The 13,784-nt window shown below is 62.3% G+C and carries 17 protein-coding genes; 5 read left to right on the forward strand and 12 right to left on the reverse strand.

Going from position 1 to position 13,784, the window contains the following annotated elements:
• The first annotated feature begins 4 nt into the window (after positions 1-4).
• Positions 5-757, forward strand: coding sequence for a phosphoribosyltransferase (locus tag AC2I9W_RS16605; RefSeq protein ID WP_486411031.1), 753 nt, complete (start codon positions 5-7; stop codon positions 755-757).
• A 41-nt stretch (positions 758-798) separates the two neighbouring features.
• Here the strand turns inward: AC2I9W_RS16605 and AC2I9W_RS16610 are convergent, their stop codons facing one another.
• From AC2I9W_RS16610 to AC2I9W_RS16645, 8 genes are all read right to left on the reverse strand, one after another.
• On the reverse strand, positions 799-990 hold the full coding sequence (locus AC2I9W_RS16610; RefSeq protein WP_486411032.1) for a YqaE/Pmp3 family membrane protein: 192 nt from the start codon (positions 988-990) through the stop codon (positions 799-801).
• A gap of 199 nt (positions 991-1,189) precedes the next feature.
• Complete coding sequence (locus AC2I9W_RS16615) at positions 1,190-2,374, reverse strand: DSD1 family PLP-dependent enzyme (protein WP_486411033.1); 1,185 nt, start codon at positions 2,372-2,374, stop codon at positions 1,190-1,192.
• Positions 2,358-2,999, reverse strand: a complete 642-nt coding sequence (locus AC2I9W_RS16620) for a histidine phosphatase family protein (RefSeq protein WP_486411034.1) — start codon at positions 2,997-2,999, stop codon at positions 2,358-2,360. Before AC2I9W_RS16620 ends, AC2I9W_RS16615 begins: the two co-directional genes overlap by 17 nt.
• Positions 3,000-3,251: 252 nt before the next feature.
• Positions 3,252-3,749: a YjjA family protein gene (locus AC2I9W_RS16625; protein WP_486411035.1), complete on the reverse strand. Its 498-nt coding sequence runs from the start codon at positions 3,747-3,749 to the stop codon at positions 3,252-3,254.
• Positions 3,750-3,855: 106 nt separating this feature from the next.
• On the reverse strand, positions 3,856-4,587 hold the full coding sequence (locus AC2I9W_RS16630) for a DUF4136 domain-containing protein (RefSeq protein WP_486411036.1): 732 nt from the start codon (positions 4,585-4,587) through the stop codon (positions 3,856-3,858).
• A gap of 83 nt (positions 4,588-4,670) precedes the next feature.
• Complete coding sequence (gene ttcA / locus AC2I9W_RS16635; protein WP_486411037.1) at positions 4,671-5,675, reverse strand: tRNA 2-thiocytidine(32) synthetase TtcA; 1,005 nt, start codon at positions 5,673-5,675, stop codon at positions 4,671-4,673.
• Positions 5,669-6,055, reverse strand: a complete 387-nt coding sequence (locus tag AC2I9W_RS16640; RefSeq protein ID WP_486411074.1) for a dihydroneopterin aldolase — start codon at positions 6,053-6,055, stop codon at positions 5,669-5,671. The genes ttcA and AC2I9W_RS16640 overlap by 7 nt, the downstream gene beginning before the upstream one ends.
• Positions 6,056-6,181: 126 nt before the next feature.
• Entirely contained in the window at positions 6,182-6,979 is a 798-nt protein-coding gene (locus AC2I9W_RS16645) for an SDR family oxidoreductase (protein ID WP_486411038.1), read from the reverse strand.
• Positions 6,980-6,988: 9 nt separating this feature from the next.
• Here AC2I9W_RS16645 and AC2I9W_RS16650 point away from each other — a divergent pair, with 9 nt between their 5' ends.
• The 4 genes from AC2I9W_RS16650 (at position 6,989) to trxC (ending at position 9,327) form a co-directional block, all read left to right on the forward strand.
• Complete coding sequence (locus tag AC2I9W_RS16650) at positions 6,989-8,104, forward strand: class I SAM-dependent methyltransferase (protein WP_486411039.1); 1,116 nt, start codon at positions 6,989-6,991, stop codon at positions 8,102-8,104.
• A gap of 10 nt (positions 8,105-8,114) precedes the next feature.
• Positions 8,115-8,522, forward strand: a complete 408-nt coding sequence (locus AC2I9W_RS16655) for a hypothetical protein (RefSeq protein WP_486411040.1) — start codon at positions 8,115-8,117, stop codon at positions 8,520-8,522.
• 55 nt (positions 8,523-8,577) lie between these two features.
• Entirely contained in the window at positions 8,578-8,778 is a 201-nt protein-coding gene (locus tag AC2I9W_RS16660) for a DUF2905 domain-containing protein (RefSeq protein ID WP_486411041.1), read from the forward strand.
• Positions 8,779-8,889: 111 nt separating this feature from the next.
• Positions 8,890-9,327 carry a thioredoxin TrxC gene (trxC, locus tag AC2I9W_RS16665; RefSeq protein WP_486411042.1) on the forward strand — a complete coding sequence of 146 codons (438 nt, stop codon included), beginning with the start codon at positions 8,890-8,892 and terminating at the stop codon, positions 9,325-9,327.
• A gap of 100 nt (positions 9,328-9,427) precedes the next feature.
• On the opposite strand, the gene AC2I9W_RS16670 is transcribed toward trxC, so the two are convergent.
• The 4 genes from AC2I9W_RS16670 to AC2I9W_RS16685 all read right to left on the reverse strand — a co-directional run bounded on the left by AC2I9W_RS16670 (position 9,428) and on the right by AC2I9W_RS16685 (position 13,741).
• Complete coding sequence (locus tag AC2I9W_RS16670; protein ID WP_486411043.1) at positions 9,428-9,883, reverse strand: DUF4124 domain-containing protein; 456 nt, start codon at positions 9,881-9,883, stop codon at positions 9,428-9,430.
• Between the two features lie 109 nt (positions 9,884-9,992).
• Positions 9,993-11,738: an SWIM zinc finger family protein gene (locus tag AC2I9W_RS16675; protein WP_486411044.1), complete on the reverse strand. Its 1,746-nt coding sequence runs from the start codon at positions 11,736-11,738 to the stop codon at positions 9,993-9,995.
• 14 nt (positions 11,739-11,752) lie between these two features.
• A complete protein-coding gene (locus tag AC2I9W_RS16680; protein ID WP_486411045.1) occupies positions 11,753-13,012 on the reverse strand; it encodes a multifunctional CCA addition/repair protein in 1,260 nt (419 codons plus the stop codon).
• A 48-nt stretch (positions 13,013-13,060) separates the two neighbouring features.
• Positions 13,061-13,741 carry a glutathione S-transferase family protein gene (locus tag AC2I9W_RS16685; protein ID WP_486411046.1) on the reverse strand — a complete coding sequence of 227 codons (681 nt, stop codon included), beginning with the start codon at positions 13,739-13,741 and terminating at the stop codon, positions 13,061-13,063.
• Between the last annotated feature and the right edge of the window lie 43 nt (positions 13,742-13,784).

The following is a 13,784-nucleotide window of genomic DNA, read 5'->3' on the forward strand; positions in this document are numbered from 1 at the left end:
TTGTATGAGTGAAATTGCATCACCGGTCGATTTGAGCGGCCAGAATCTGCCCGGCTTTGACGCCACGACCGACTACTGGCAGAGCATCGTTACTGAGGCAGAGCTGACCCAGTCACCGCTGCCGCCCTATGCCAAGAGCTACCCGGCCCAGCTGCCCGATGGCCGCTATCTGGTGCTGCCGCTGCGCGGCATGCCCACGGCCGACGGCTCTGCGCCGGATCGCTGCGTGGCCTCGCTGATTGCGAACCAGGCATCGCTCGATGTGGTGGAGCAGTTGGCGCTGCACATGGCCGAAGCTGCCAAGGCACATGACTTTGACGTGGTCGTTGGACTGCCCACGCTGGGCCTGGCCTTTGCGCCGCTGGTGGCGCGCCATCTGGGCCACAGCCGCTATGTGCCGCTGGGCTACTCTCGCAAATACTGGTACCGGGAGGAGCTGAGCGAACCCGTCAGCTCCATCACCACGCCGGGCAAGGGCAAGCTGCTCTATATCGACCCCAATCAGCTGAGCCTGATTGCCGGCAAGCGCGTGCTGGTGGTGGACGATGCAGTCAGCTCGGGTACGACCATGGTCTCGGGTCTGCGTTTGCTCGAGCGCTGCGGTGCCCAGGTGGCTGCCATTGCCGTGGCCATGCGCCAGGGCACGCAATGGCAGCAAAAGCTGCTGCGCGCCGATGGCAGCGCCATCCCCGTGGTCGGTGCCTACGACTGCCCGCGCATGGAGCGTCGGGCAGATGGCTGGTGGCCCGAGGGCTGAAGTCTGGCGGCAGGCTGGGCGCTGGTTGTTGGACGCTAGTGTCAGCGCTTGCCAAGTGCCCTCTCGATTTTTTTATCGGTCTGGTACTGATTCAATGCGTAGACGGCCCAGATGGCGGCGGGAATCCAGCCAATCAGCGTGATCTGCAGCACCAGGCAGATCAGGCCTGAAAAGGGCCGGCCAATGGTGAAGAACACGGAAAACGGCAGAAGCAGGGCCAGAAGCAAACGCATAAACAATCCAATTGTTGAAAATAAAGACCAGTGCGATGAAGCCGGAGAAATATCCCAGCTCCATGCGACGACGGGTGACGCATCGCAGTGCCTGCAGGCATTGTGAATGAATTGATAGCTGCTTGCGCTTGCTGATGAAGCAATTCAGGGTGTTTTGACCTTGAATTGCAATGTAGTCAAGCGCTGCAAGCTATCAAAATCAAGTCAATGCACCGCGCCCATCGACGGTAAAGATGCGCTCGACCACGCCTTTCAGACGACCTCCGCGTACGCCGATCAGGTGGTCGTGCAGGTTGACCGTGGGGTCGCAGTGGCCGGGAATCAGCCATAGCGTCTCGCCCAGCGCGGGCAGCCAGCCGCTGGTGTTGCCCGCTTCGGCATCGGGGTGCAGCACGCCATGCTCATCACCGCCGTTGGCAAAGCGCAGTGCGTGTTCGGGCGCCAGCGCGTGGAGCTTGGGCAGTCCGGAGTCAATGGCGTGGGCCTTGTGACCCGCATCGCAGACGGCGTGCTTGTCGTTGCGCGACATGACCTGCGTCTTGACGTAGAGCGCATGCTCGAACAGGGGCTGGGCCGCGTCGCGCTGGTTGCTGGCGTAGTCGGCATCCATGAAGAGAAAGGAGCCGGGCTGGATCTCGCCATAGATGCCGCTGGCAGCTTCATTGACCATGGTGCCCGTGCCCGCGCCGGTGATCAGCGGGATGGCGATATTGGCGCGGTCAAACTCATGGTGCGTGCGCTTGACCAGCGTGAGCACCTGCTCGATGGCCGCTTTGCGCTCCTCGGCGCTGCGCAGGTGCTGTGCACCGCCGTGATAGGCCTGCAGGCCCGCAAAGCGCAGCGTGGGCTGGGCAGCAATGGCTTGAGCCAGCAGCAAGGCGGCTTCGCCGGGCTCGGCGCCGCAGCGGTTCTGGCCCACGTTGATTTCCACCAGCGCATCGATGGCGGCATTGCCCGCTTGCGCATCCTGCATGGCTTGGGCCAGGCGCGTCACGCCTTCTTCGCTGTCCACGCAAATGGCCAGACGCCCGCCCTCGGCGCTCAAGGCCTTGGCCAGCGCAGCCACTCGAGCCAGCTTGAGCGGGGCGATGACTTCGTTGCTGATGAAGATGTTGGTGATGCCGCCTGCCGCCAAAGCCTCGGCTTCGCTGACTTTTTGCACGCAGTGGCCTACGGCTCCTGCGTGCTCCAGCAGATGCGCGATATGTGCAGATTTATGTAGCTTGGCGTGGGGGCGCCACAGCACGCCATGCTGCTGGGCAAAGCGGGCCATGCGTTCGATATTGCGGTCCATGGCGTCCAGGTCTATGACCAGGGCCGGGGTGTCAATGCGCTTGACGGCCTGGCCGACCAAATTTTGCAAATGCTCAGGAATGGGCTTCATCTCGACTGCCTTGCTGAAGGTGTGCGGTATCTGCCCAGCCTACCAAAGACAGGCCGTCAGGTGTCCAGAGCAGGCGATTGATGGCGCAGTTGCTCAGCTCCCAGGTGCGGGGGGCTTGAAAATCCTGGCGCGTGGCCAGGCGGTACAGGATGTCCATCACGCCGCCATGGGCGACCAGCACGATCTGCTCACCCTCATGCTGGCGCGCAATCTGGTCCACGGTGCTGGAGATGCGCTCGCGCAGGGCCAGCAGCGAATCGCCGCCGCCGGGCGGGGCGTAGGCCGGGTTGCGTGTGCGCCAGAGCTGGGCGTCTTCGGGCTGGCTCTCTTCCACGTCCTTGAAGGTGCGGCCCTGAAAGTCGCCAAAGCAGCGCTCGCGCAAGCCGGTGGTGGTGTGCAAAGCGGCCTTGGCAACACGGGCAATGGCCTGGGCCGTGACATGGGCGCGTTGCAAGTCGCTGCTGTAGATGGCGGCAATCGGCTCATCGGCCAGCGCCTGCGCGGCCTGATCGGCCTGCCACAGGCCGGTGTCGTTCAAGGGGATGTCCAGATGGCCCTGGATGCGGCCATCCACGTTCCAGGTTGTCTCACCGTGGCGGATGGCAATGATGCGCGTGGCGTGCATGGCTTGGCTTGTTGTCCGTAGTTGTTTTCTCAGACGATCATTGTCTTGCAAACCGCTTGCAGCTGTGTTGTGTGGCGTACTTACCGCTTTTCCTGCCACAAGTCATTGTTGTAAAAGGGCAGTCTGCTCTTGTTTTTGATGGTGTGGTGAGGTGCTCCGGGCGGCTTTTCATGCAAAAAGGCCTGCGTGAAATTGCAGGCCTTTGGGGGCTCTAGCGCTTATGTAGAAAGCGCTGATAGCTATGCTTTTAGATCAGAGCAGCGACTTGGCATTGTCCAGCACGAAGTCGCAGGCTTTTTCCTTGAGGTTGCCCTTGATCTTGTCCAGGCTGAAGCTTTGACCGTCCGAGCCGGTGACCATGCCCAGCAGGCCATTCTGGTAGCCCTGATCCTTGGGTTCTTCCTTCTGACCCAGGCCCAGCTTGCCCAGCAGCTGATCTTTGACCTGAGCCGCCTTGTTGGCGTTCAGATAATTGTTTTTCATGCAGTAGGTGATGACACCGGCCGCATTGCTGGCCGTGCCCGAGCTGGCCAGGCCGCCCAGACCCAGGGCGGAGAGCGCAGAGGAACCACCGGCACCACCTGCGCCCGCGCCCAGCATGCCGCCCAGGCCTGAAGAGCCTGCACTGCTTTCGGCGGCACTACCGCCGAGCTGGCCGCGCAGAGCATCGCCCAGACCGCTGGCATGAGCGCTGATGGAGCCTGCGGCCAAAGCGGCGCAGACAAGGCTGGAGAGAGCAAATTTCTTCATGAGTGCCATCCTTTGCGTGAGGAGAAGGTGCTTGAGTTCAGGCCCTGTTTGAGACTGAGCCGCACGTTAGCACGTGGTGGCGCAGTCAACTGTTGAAGATTGCAAATCAAGGTGCGGGTGTGCTGGTCGCGGGTGTTGCCTGTGTGGCCCGCGGTGTGACGGGTACTACGGGCTGCGTCACCGGTGCCGCTGTGGCTGGCTGCTGTGCTGGTGCAGGGGGCTGGATGATGGTGCGCACATTGCGCGGGCCCTGCGGCGGCTTGGGAAAGCCCGTCAGCGCCGCATCGAACAAGATGCCAAAGATGGCGGGGTCGTCGGTCCAGACATCCTGGCGCTGGGCCGAGGTTTCATAGACGATCTGCTGGGTCTTGATATCGCGCATGACGATGCTCACAGCGCGGTAGTACTCCAGCGGCGGGCCATCCATCATCATCATGCTGCCGCCAAAGCCCCAGCCGAAGCCGCGGCCATAGCTCATGCCCCAGCCCCAGCGCGGGCCCCAATAGGGGTCGTAATAGGGCCAGCTGGCGTAGTCGCGTGCATAGCGGGCCACGGCGCTGATCTGCACCACCACGCCGGGACGCGAATCATCGCGTGTCATCCCCACGCGTGCCAGTGCATGCTGGGCCTGGGCTTCAATGGCGGGAAAGTTCATCTGGCCTTGCTGAGAAGGCAGAGTCTCCAGCCGGTAGGTGGCAGGCACGGGAATGGTGTTCAGCGCGGAGAAGCTTTGAACCGTGCTGTTGACTTCACGCACGGTGCTGCAACCCGCCAGCAGGGCGCTGGCCGTCAGCGCCGCAAGGCCAATCCAGCGAAGAGAGGTTTTGCGCAGATTCATGGTGATGCTTTCGATACAACAAAGGCCCATCGAGATGGGCCTTTGTTGGGACTTCAGTGTCCAGGATTAGTTCAAAAGTCCGCTCAGGACAGTTGTACCACTTGCACGCCGCCAGGCAGGGCGGCCATGGTGGGCAGCTCTTCATGGTCAAAGGCCATATCGCCATTCGGATCGGCAACGCCGGTGGCCTTGGCGCCCTTGAAGTCGTGCAGCTGGGGATCCATCATGTGCGTGGTCACGATGTTGCCCATGGCGCGGAACATGCTCTCGATGCGGCCGGGGAACTTCTTTTCCCATTCGCGCAGCATCTCGCCGATGGCCACGCGCTGCAGGCCGTCCTGGCTGCCGCACAGGTTGCAAGGAATGATGGGGAAGCCTTGGTACTGTGCCCAGCGTGCCGTGTCTTTCTCGGGCACATAGCACAGGGGGCGAATCACCACATGCTTGCCGTCGTCACTCACCAGCTTGGGTGGCATACCCTTCATGCGGCCGCCGTAGAACATGTTGAGCATCATGGTCTGCACGATGTCGTCGCGGTGGTGGCCCAGGGCCACCTTGGTGCAGCCCAGCTGATCGGCCACCTTGTACAGAATGGCGCGGCGCAGGCGCGAGCACAGGCCGCAGGTGGTCTTGCCTTCGGGAACGACGCGCTTAACGACACTGTAGGTGTCCTGGTTTTCGATGTGATAGTCCACACCGATGCTCTCGAAGTACTCGGGCAGGATGTGCTCGGGGAAGCCGGGCTGCTTCTGGTCCAGGTTCACGGCCACGATGTCGAACTTCACGGGCGCGCGCTTTTGCAGCTTGCGCAGAATGTCCAGCAGGGTGTAGCTGTCCTTGCCGCCCGACATGCAGACCATGATCTTGTCGCCTTCTTCGATCATGTTGAAGTCGAGGATGGCCTTGCCCACTTCGCGGCACAGGCGCTTTTCGAGCTTGTGCTGCTCGCGTTCAATCTTGATCTTGCCGGGCTTGGCGGCTTCTTCGCCAGTGGCGCCGGCGGGGTTTGCTGCAGCCGCAGTGTCAGCGGCCTCTGCCTCTTCGGCAATCCAGGGGTTGTCGTTTACTGCATTCATGGGTTTCACCATTGTCCGGTTTCGATGCGAATGGCTACTTCGCAGTCGTCAAAAATTTCCAGCTTTGCAATTTTCACACGCACGCCGCGCACGCCGGGCAACTGCATCAGGCGCTGGGCCAGCTTGCCGATCAGGCTCTCAAGCAGGTTCACATGCTCTGCCGTGCATTCGTCGATGATGATCTGGCGAACCTTGCGGTAGTCCAGCACATGAAGAATGTCGTCGTCACGCGGGCTCAGAGGCTGAGGGCCGAGGTTGAGTTCTGCGTCGACCTGGATGGGCTGAGGCTCTTGCTTTTCATGCGCAAGAATGCCGAGGCTGGCGTCAAAGCGCAGTCCGGTCAGCGTGAGGATCTGGGTTCCCCCCTGAGCGGCTGCGCCGCTTCCCCCCAGGGGGACGACGCCCTCGCTGCGAGGCGGCTCTTGCTTGGCGTCTGCTGGTTGGATTGTGCTTGCAACAGGAGCTGCAGACGATGTTGGGTTGAAAGTCATGGAAAAAGCGGTGCGGCCTCGGCGGCCTCACATCATCGAAAAATCACGCTCGAAGCGCTGTAAGTGCTGGCCGCCATCGACCAGCAGGGTGGTGCCTGTGATGGCACGGTTTTCCAGCGCAAAGCACACGGCGCTGGCAATGTCCTCGGGCGAGGACGAGCGGCCCAGCGGGCTCATGGTGTGCAGGGCCTCGAACTTTTCCTGGCTCAGCATATGGCTGGTCAGCGTCAGGCCCGGGGCTACGCCCACCACGCGCACGCGTGGTGCCAGCGCTAGGGCCAGCATGGTGTTGGCGGCTTCCAGAGCGGCCTTGGAGAGGGTGTAGCTCAGAAAGTCGGGGTTCTGGTTCCACAGCTTCTGGTCCAGCACATTGACCACGGCGCCATGGGCGGTCTCGTCGCCCACCCCTTCAGCATTCGCCACGCGCTGCTGAATATGAGCGTGCAGCGCTTGCGCCAGCAAAATGGGCGCGCCCGTGTTGCTGCGCAGGTGTGCCTCCAGCGCCACATAGCTGAAGCTCTGGGCATCGTCATGCTCGAACAGCGAGGCGTTGTTGACCACGGCGTCGATGCGGCCAAAGCGCTCGATCACACGCGGCACCAGCGAGCGCACGGACTCCTCGTCAAAGAAATCAGCATCAAAAGCCGCGCTATCGCCGGATAGATCTGCGCATTCAGCTACGGTTTGCATAGCGTCGTCATGCGAATCACGGTAATGCACGGCGACCTGCCATCCCGCGCGGGCGAGAGCCAGGGCCATGTCACGACCCAGGCGACGGGCAGAGCCGGTCACCAATACTGTGCGTAGTCGGGCGGGTGAGGACATTCGTGGAAAATGCGGGTTGTGACGACAGAACCTTCAAGTTTAACGAGCGCCTTGCAATCCCGCATTGCCAAGGAAATTGCCGCCGTGGGCGGTTGGCTGCCTTTTGGCCGATTCATGGAGCTGGCGCTCTATGCGCCGGGACTGGGCTATTACGCCAATGAAACGGCCAAGTTCGGAGCCATGCCAGAGTCGGGAAGCGACTTTGTGACCGCCCCTGAAATTTCCCCTATTTTTGGCCAATTGGTGGCGTCCCAGCTGCGTGAAGCGCTACAAAAAACGAATACCCAAGAGATCTGGGAATTCGGCGCTGGTACCGGCGCGCTGGCGCTGCAAATCCTCGATGAACTGGCCGCGCAGGGCGCTTTGCCCCAGCACTACACCATCGTCGATCTGTCCGGCACGCTGCGTGCGCGCCAGAAGCTGGCGCTGGCCAAATACGAGCATCTGGTGCGCTGGGTGGACATGCTGCCCGAAGCGATGGAAGGCGTCATCATCGGCAACGAAGTGCTGGATGCCATGCCCGTGCAACTGCTGCAGCGCACCAAAGGCCAGTGGCACGAGCGCGGCGTGGTCATGAACGGTGATGAATTCGCTTGGGAAGACCGCCCCACTGATCTGCGCCCCCCTGTGGATATTGGTGGCTCGCATGATTTTCTGACCGAAATTCACCCTCAGGGCGAGGCGTTTATCCACACCCTGGGCGAGCGATTGACTCGGGGTGCTGCTTTTTTCATCGACTACGGGTTTGGCGAGAGCGAGTACTACCACGAGCAGCGCCACATGGGCACGCTGGTCTGCCACTACCAGCACCAGGTGGACAACGATCCGCTAGTGCTGGTCGGTCTCAAGGACATCACGGCCCACGTCAATTTCACGGGCACGGCCGTGGCGGCCCAGGATGCGGGCTTTGAGGTGCTGGGCTATACCAATCAGGCGCACTTTCTCATCAACTGCGGGCTGGCTCCCAAGCTCGATGCCGCTGGCATCAAGGCGCGCTCCATGGCCTCCAAGCTGGTGATGGAGCACGAGATGGGCGAGCTGTTCAAGGTGATTGGCTTGGTCAAGGGCGTGGAGCCCTGGCTGCCACTGGGCTTTGTGCAGGGCGATCGCACGCATAGGCTGTGATCAGCCTGTCATGAGCAGTCCGTCTCATCGCCCCATCAAGCCCCCGCTGTCACGTTGGCTGCTGGCCATCGGCATCGATGCACTGCTGCTGGTGCTGCTGTGGTGGGAGCATCTCTACCCCAGACGCGCTGCCTTTGAGCTCGGGGGCTTGCTGGTGTTGATGGTTGCCGTGAATAGCTGGGAGCAACTGCTGCGCCACTTCTGGCTGCGCGTAAAGGTACGCAGGGTTTTTGGCCGCTCTATTGAGCATCTGCGGCCTTTGCCGCTTTCACTGGCTTATCGGTGCGTCAGTGGCTTGGGGGATCTGCTGGTGACCGCCAGCCTGATCGCCACGGGGCTGCCCTGGCTGGCATGGGCTTATGGCCTGGCGGCCTTGCTGGTGCAGGCAGGCCAGTGGAAGCTGGCCAGAGCGAGGTAGTCGCGTTTGCAGCTCTGACTTCAAGCCTTCACCGCAAGCTTTTACACTGCAGCTCATGATTCGCTGGTTGATCGTTATTTTTCTGGCCCTGTTGCTCATCAATGGCCTGCACTCCTGGCTGCAGCGCATTGGGCTGGGGCGGCTGCCGGGCGATCTGCGCTTCAAGATCTTTGGGCGCGAGTTTTTCCTGCCTATTGCCAGCACCGTGGTGCTGAGCCTGGTCGCTGCGTTGATTGCCCGTTTTGTGAAGCTGTAGTTCAGGGCTGGCGCGCTGTATGTCTTGAATCCTGGCCCATTGGCTGCACATATTCCCGAGAATCTCCAGAAGACCCGCCGTGTTCTGCTGGCCTCCCAAGAAAGGTTGCCCATGTCCCAATCCATTCACTACGTCTGCCCTCACTGCCATACGACCAATCGCATTGCTGCCGAGCAACTGGGCAACCAACCCGACTGCGGCAGCTGCCACCAGCCGCTGGTAACGGGCGAGCCCGTGGCGCTGGATAACGACAGCTTTGCCAAGCATATTGGCCGCAGCCAGCTGCCCGTGGTGGTGGACTTCTGGGCTCCCTGGTGCGGCCCCTGCCGCATGATGGCTCCGGCCTTTGCACAGGCGGCGCAGCAACTGGCAGGGAAGGCGCAACTGGCCAAGCTCGATACCGAGGCTTATCCACAGTCCGCTGCCCCCTTTGGCATTCGCAGCATCCCCACCATGGTGATCTTCAAGGAAGGCAAGGAGCTGGCCCGTGTCTCGGGAGCCATGCCTGCGGGCGAGATCGTGCGCTGGATTCAATCGGCAACCGCCTGAGCGCGCAGCGCGCCTTCCACCAAGGGGGCGCCTGCCTCGGTGCGCGGCGGCGCTTGCTCGCCGTCTCTGGCTTGGGATAGGCCAGTACAGGGCAGTTCAATCAGCAGCGCAGATCCCTAAAGGCTTTGCGCGCTTTGAACAGGCTGGCCTCGGCCTGCTCTTTCTCGTGAGAGTGGGCCTTTGCTGCGGTTTCCTCGATTGCTGGCAGTCTTACGTCCCACGCAGCGCATTCGAGTTGAGCGGTGCGAGAGAGCTTTTGCCGTTGCGCAAGGCGCATATGCGTTTCCGGGCTGAGGCCTGTCACGGTGCTTGAGAGGGTGCCAAGCTGTCTGCGGAATTCATCGCGCTGGACATCGGCCCCTTTCTTGGTCTGACCTGTCATCTTGTCCATGCCTTGCGTTGGCGTGGTGTCTATGGCCTTGGCCCCTACGCAGGGTTCGTGTGAATAGCCAATTTTTCCATTGGCTTCGCAGCGGTAGACCTGCTGGGCCATGGCGGCAAGTGGCGCGATCAGGGCGCTAGAGAGCAGCAGTTTCAGAATGTCTCTCTGATGCATGGCTGCCAGTATTACGCAGGAGCTTGTTTGCGCAATACCAGCAGACCTCCAGCGCGCTCAAAAGGCGCAGTTGTTCAGGGGCGCAATCAGAGGGCTTGCATGCTGCGAGCTACGACAGCGCTGCCAGCCCCTTGATGAAGTTGACCTTGCGCTGAAATCGCTGGCGCAGATCTTCCAGCCAAGGCGTGACCGCTTCTGGCGGCAGCCGCGCCCAGATCAGGCGCACCAGCTGCAGCTCTTCCTGATAAGGACTGTAGGCCGAAGGCATGTTCTGCTCCAGTATCTCTTGCAGGAGCTGCACGGCGCGTGGGTATTGTCCGGCGGGCAGGTGCAAGGCCAGCTTGCGCCGCGTGCTTGAATCGCAAAACACCTGCGCTTGATCGAGCAAGGCCAGCGCCTGCTGCCACTGGTCCTCGCGCAGCAGCCAGTGAACCGGGGCGCTGATGTCGGTGCATTCTTTCCCGTGAATGTTCAGGCTCTTTCGCGTCAGCGCATAGGCCACTTCGGCCTGCAAAGCCGTTTCTTTGCTTTGCCCCAGTGCAGCGGCGCATTGCAGCACCGCATCCAGCCGCTTCAGGTCATCGGGGCGCTGGCGCAGCAGTTTTTGCGCCAAGGCCAGCGCTTCCTCATCCCAGCCGTCGCGCTGGTAGCAGTGCAGCAACTGCGTCTGCAGCCCCAGATGATCCGGGTGCGCCTGCAAACCCATCTGCACGCAGGCCATGGCTTCGCGTGGGTGATTTTGGGCTTCGCAAAACGCCACTGCCTCCGTCCAGTCGCTCTCGGATTGGGCGGTTTGCTGCATCAGCAAGATCAGCCCGGGCGTGTCCAGACTGGCCTTCATGGCCAGCAAGTAGCGTTTGCGCAGCGTGCTGCGCTCGCGGGAGCGCATCCAGTCATCAGAGACGTAACCGCGTCTGGGTTTGATCGTGCTGCCTGGGTGGTCCTGGCACCACTGCTGCCATGCGGCAATGGCCTGCTGGTAGTAAGCCTGCTGCAGCGCCGTGCCGCCCAGCGTCAGAATGCCTTGCTCGTTCCAGTCGCCCATGGGGTCGGCCTGCATCAAAGCCATCCAGTCTTTGAGCCAGCTGGCCGGCGGCGCTTCCGCGCTCAGGCTTTGCAGCAGCAGATCGCGCAGCCAATCGTGCAAGTCGTGGAGCTGACCCTGCGAGTCATCGGCGGTCTCCCACAACTTATAGAGGCGCATCAGCGCGATGGTGGCGGCGGCCCGGATGTTGCCCGGCTGGAGCGGCAGTTGCTGCGCCAGCGGCTGCAGCGCTTGCTGGGCATCGGTGGCCCAGCGCTGCAGCTCGCGGCCATACAAATCCCGACGCTGGGGCATGGCTTGCGTCAGGTATTTGCGCCACTGGGCGGGCGTTTGCGGGCTGTTCAAGGTGCTGGTTCGCCACAGGCTCAGTTGCTTGGCCAGTTGCGGGTCGCGGTCGCATTGCTCGCCAATCCACTGACTCAGCTGCTCGGCGGACCGGGATTGCAAAAAATCCACATTGGCCTGCATCTCCTGCAGGCGTGCGCTGGCCTTGGCCGTTTTGCCAGCGGCGGTGCGCAGGATGGCAGGCGGTGCGCCTGCGTGGGCAGACATCCAAGCGGCCACCATGTGCTTGCAGACCGCCACCGATTCAGCGTGGGGGCAGTCGCAATAGCTGCGCAGCGGCTGTTGCAAGTCCAGCATCACGTCGTACTGTGCGCTGCCTTGCACGATGAAATAGCGCTCGTGCGCGGCGCTGGGGGTGTCTATTTCTTGCACTTTGTTCTGCAAAAAATAGTTCACCCCGCGGTCATACACACCGGGGTCGGTGATGCCTTGCCAGCGTTCGGGCAGATCGGGTAAATCTGTCATGGAGCGGGGCATTTTCAGGGGGAGGTTAATTGCAACGCAATCGCCTGCTCGCGCGCCTGGCTCACAGCGTCGCCAATGGCCTTGCCTTTGAGCCCGCGCTGCGCGGCAGCCTGTGCGACGGGTGCGGTTTCCACGGCCAGTGCGGCCTGCAGTGCGCCACTCAGGCGCTGGCGCTGCGGGTAAGGTGCTTCTTCAAAACCCAGGCGACCACGGGCATCGCATTCGCAGGCCAGCAGCGCCTCTTCAAACCGTTCGGGCTTGCGGATGGCGTCGCAGCGCTCCAGCAGGCGCAGCAGGGCGGCGGCGTTGAGCTCACTGCTGCGGTGAATATTGCCGTGCTCGCGGGCCACGACTTCGGCCAGTTCCTTGCAGTCATTGGGCACGCGCCAGCGGTCGCAGACCTGCAGCAGCAGGCGGGCGCTGCGCTGCTCGTGGCCGATATGACGGGGCAGCACATCGGCGGGCGTCGTGCCCTTGCCAAAGTCATGGCACAGGCAGGCAAAGCGCACGGCCAGCGGTGCCTGCAGGCGGGCGGACATGTCCAGCACCATCATGGCGTGAATGCCGGTGTCCACCTCGGGGTGGTATTGGGCACGCTGGGGCACGCCCCAGAGCTTGTTGAGCTCGGGCAGCAGCCGCTGCAGCGCGCCGCAGTCGCGCAGGATGTTGAACATGCGCGAGGGCTGCGCCTCCATCAGGCCGCGGCTGATTTCCTGCCAGACGCGCTCAGGCACCAGGGCATCGACTTCGCCAGCCGCCACCATTTCGCGCATCAGCGCCAGGGTTTCGGGCGCAACGGTGAAATCGGTAAAGCGGGCCGCAAAGCGGGCCAGGCGCAGAATGCGCACCGGGTCTTCGCGAAAGGCATCGGTCACATGGCGCAGCACCTTGCTTTGCAAGTCCTGCTGACCGTTGTAGGGGTCTACTAGGTCTTTTGGGTCGCTAGCGCTTGTCCAGTCTGCGGGAGCAGCTATGGAGTTGATAGTGAGATCGCGCCGGGCCAGATCTTCTTCCAGCGTCACATCGGCGGCGGTGTGCACCACAAAGCCGCGATAGCCCATGCCGTTCTTGCGCTCGGTGCGGGCCAGCGCATATTCCTCATGCGTCTTGGGATGCAGAAACACCGGAAAGTCGCGCCCCACGGGCACAAAGCCGCGCGCCGTCATCTGCTCGGGCGTGGCGCCCACCACCACCCAGTCCGTGTCGTGGACGGGCAGGCCCAGCAATGCATCGCGCACTGCGCCGCCGACCTTGTAAACCTTGAATTCGCTCATGCTGCAATGGTAGTGGCTGCGCGCTGCGGCGCCAGACGCTTGTTGGCTTCAGCGCTGGGTGCGGTAAGGCTCTTCAAACGACAAAAAGTCCTGCTCGGCCAGCGCGGCCTGCATCCATTCCTGGGTGGCGGGCAGCTGGGTGACGCGCTGCACATAGGCGCGCACGGGGGCCGAGGTTGGCAGGCCGTAGCAGTTGATGCGCATGCAGACCGGGGCGAAAAAAGCGTCGGCAATGCTGAACTGCTCAAACAGCATGGGGCCGTTGGCGGCGCTCAGCAGCGGGATCCAGAGCTCTTCGAGCTGCTGCATATCGCTGCGCAGATCGGCATGCTTGGCCCAGAGCTGGGCACCGACCTCCTGCAGCTGGGCTTCGATATTCATGGGGCAGAGGCTGCGCAGCGCGCCAAAGCCGCTGTGCATCTGTGCGACCAGGCTGCGTGCGCGGGCTCGCTGTGCAACAGCTTGTGGCCAGAGGTGCTTTTCGGGAAAGCGCTCGGCCAGATACTCGCAAATCGCCAGGCTGTCCCAGATGATTAGCCCTTCGTCGACCAGCAGCGGAACCTTGCCCGTGGGGGCGAGGGCCAGCGCCTGCAGCTTGAAGCTGGAGCCGGGCGCAAAGCTGTCAAAGCGCAGCGTGACTTCTTCAAAGCTGATGCCGCTTTGGCGCATCAGCACCCAGGGCCGCATGGACCAGGACGAGTAATTCTTGTTGCCGATATAGAGCTTCATGGCGCATTCCTCGCAGGAGATGAACAGGCCCTTCCAGCTTATC

It is taken from the genome of Comamonas sp. FUJ_7 (assembly GCF_057369555.1).

Coding starts and splice junctions, on each gene's coding strand:
- AC2I9W_RS16605 (WP_486411031.1), top strand. CDS start 5: ATGAGTGAAATTGCATCACCGGTCGATTTGAGCGGCCAGAATCTGCCC.
- AC2I9W_RS16610 (WP_486411032.1), bottom strand. CDS start 990: ATGCGTTTGCTTCTGGCCCTGCTTCTGCCGTTTTCCGTGTTCTTCACC.
- AC2I9W_RS16615 (WP_486411033.1), bottom strand. CDS start 2,374: ATGAAGCCCATTCCTGAGCATTTGCAAAATTTGGTCGGCCAGGCCGTC.
- AC2I9W_RS16620 (WP_486411034.1), bottom strand. CDS start 2,999: ATGCACGCCACGCGCATCATTGCCATCCGCCACGGTGAGACAACCTGG.
- AC2I9W_RS16625 (WP_486411035.1), bottom strand. CDS start 3,749: ATGAAGAAATTTGCTCTCTCCAGCCTTGTCTGCGCCGCTTTGGCCGCA.
- AC2I9W_RS16630 (WP_486411036.1), bottom strand. CDS start 4,587: ATGAATCTGCGCAAAACCTCTCTTCGCTGGATTGGCCTTGCGGCGCTG.
- ttcA (WP_486411037.1), bottom strand. CDS start 5,675: ATGGTGAAACCCATGAATGCAGTAAACGACAACCCCTGGATTGCCGAA.
- AC2I9W_RS16645 (WP_486411038.1), bottom strand. CDS start 6,979: ATGTCCTCACCCGCCCGACTACGCACAGTATTGGTGACCGGCTCTGCC.
- AC2I9W_RS16650 (WP_486411039.1), top strand. CDS start 6,989: ATGCGGGTTGTGACGACAGAACCTTCAAGTTTAACGAGCGCCTTGCAA.
- AC2I9W_RS16655 (WP_486411040.1), top strand. CDS start 8,115: ATGAGCAGTCCGTCTCATCGCCCCATCAAGCCCCCGCTGTCACGTTGG.
- AC2I9W_RS16660 (WP_486411041.1), top strand. CDS start 8,578: ATGATTCGCTGGTTGATCGTTATTTTTCTGGCCCTGTTGCTCATCAAT.
- trxC (WP_486411042.1), top strand. CDS start 8,890: ATGTCCCAATCCATTCACTACGTCTGCCCTCACTGCCATACGACCAAT.
- AC2I9W_RS16670 (WP_486411043.1), bottom strand. CDS start 9,883: ATGCATCAGAGAGACATTCTGAAACTGCTGCTCTCTAGCGCCCTGATC.
- AC2I9W_RS16675 (WP_486411044.1), bottom strand. CDS start 11,738: ATGACAGATTTACCCGATCTGCCCGAACGCTGGCAAGGCATCACCGAC.
- AC2I9W_RS16680 (WP_486411045.1), bottom strand. CDS start 13,012: ATGAGCGAATTCAAGGTTTACAAGGTCGGCGGCGCAGTGCGCGATGCA.
- AC2I9W_RS16685 (WP_486411046.1), bottom strand. CDS start 13,741: ATGAAGCTCTATATCGGCAACAAGAATTACTCGTCCTGGTCCATGCGG.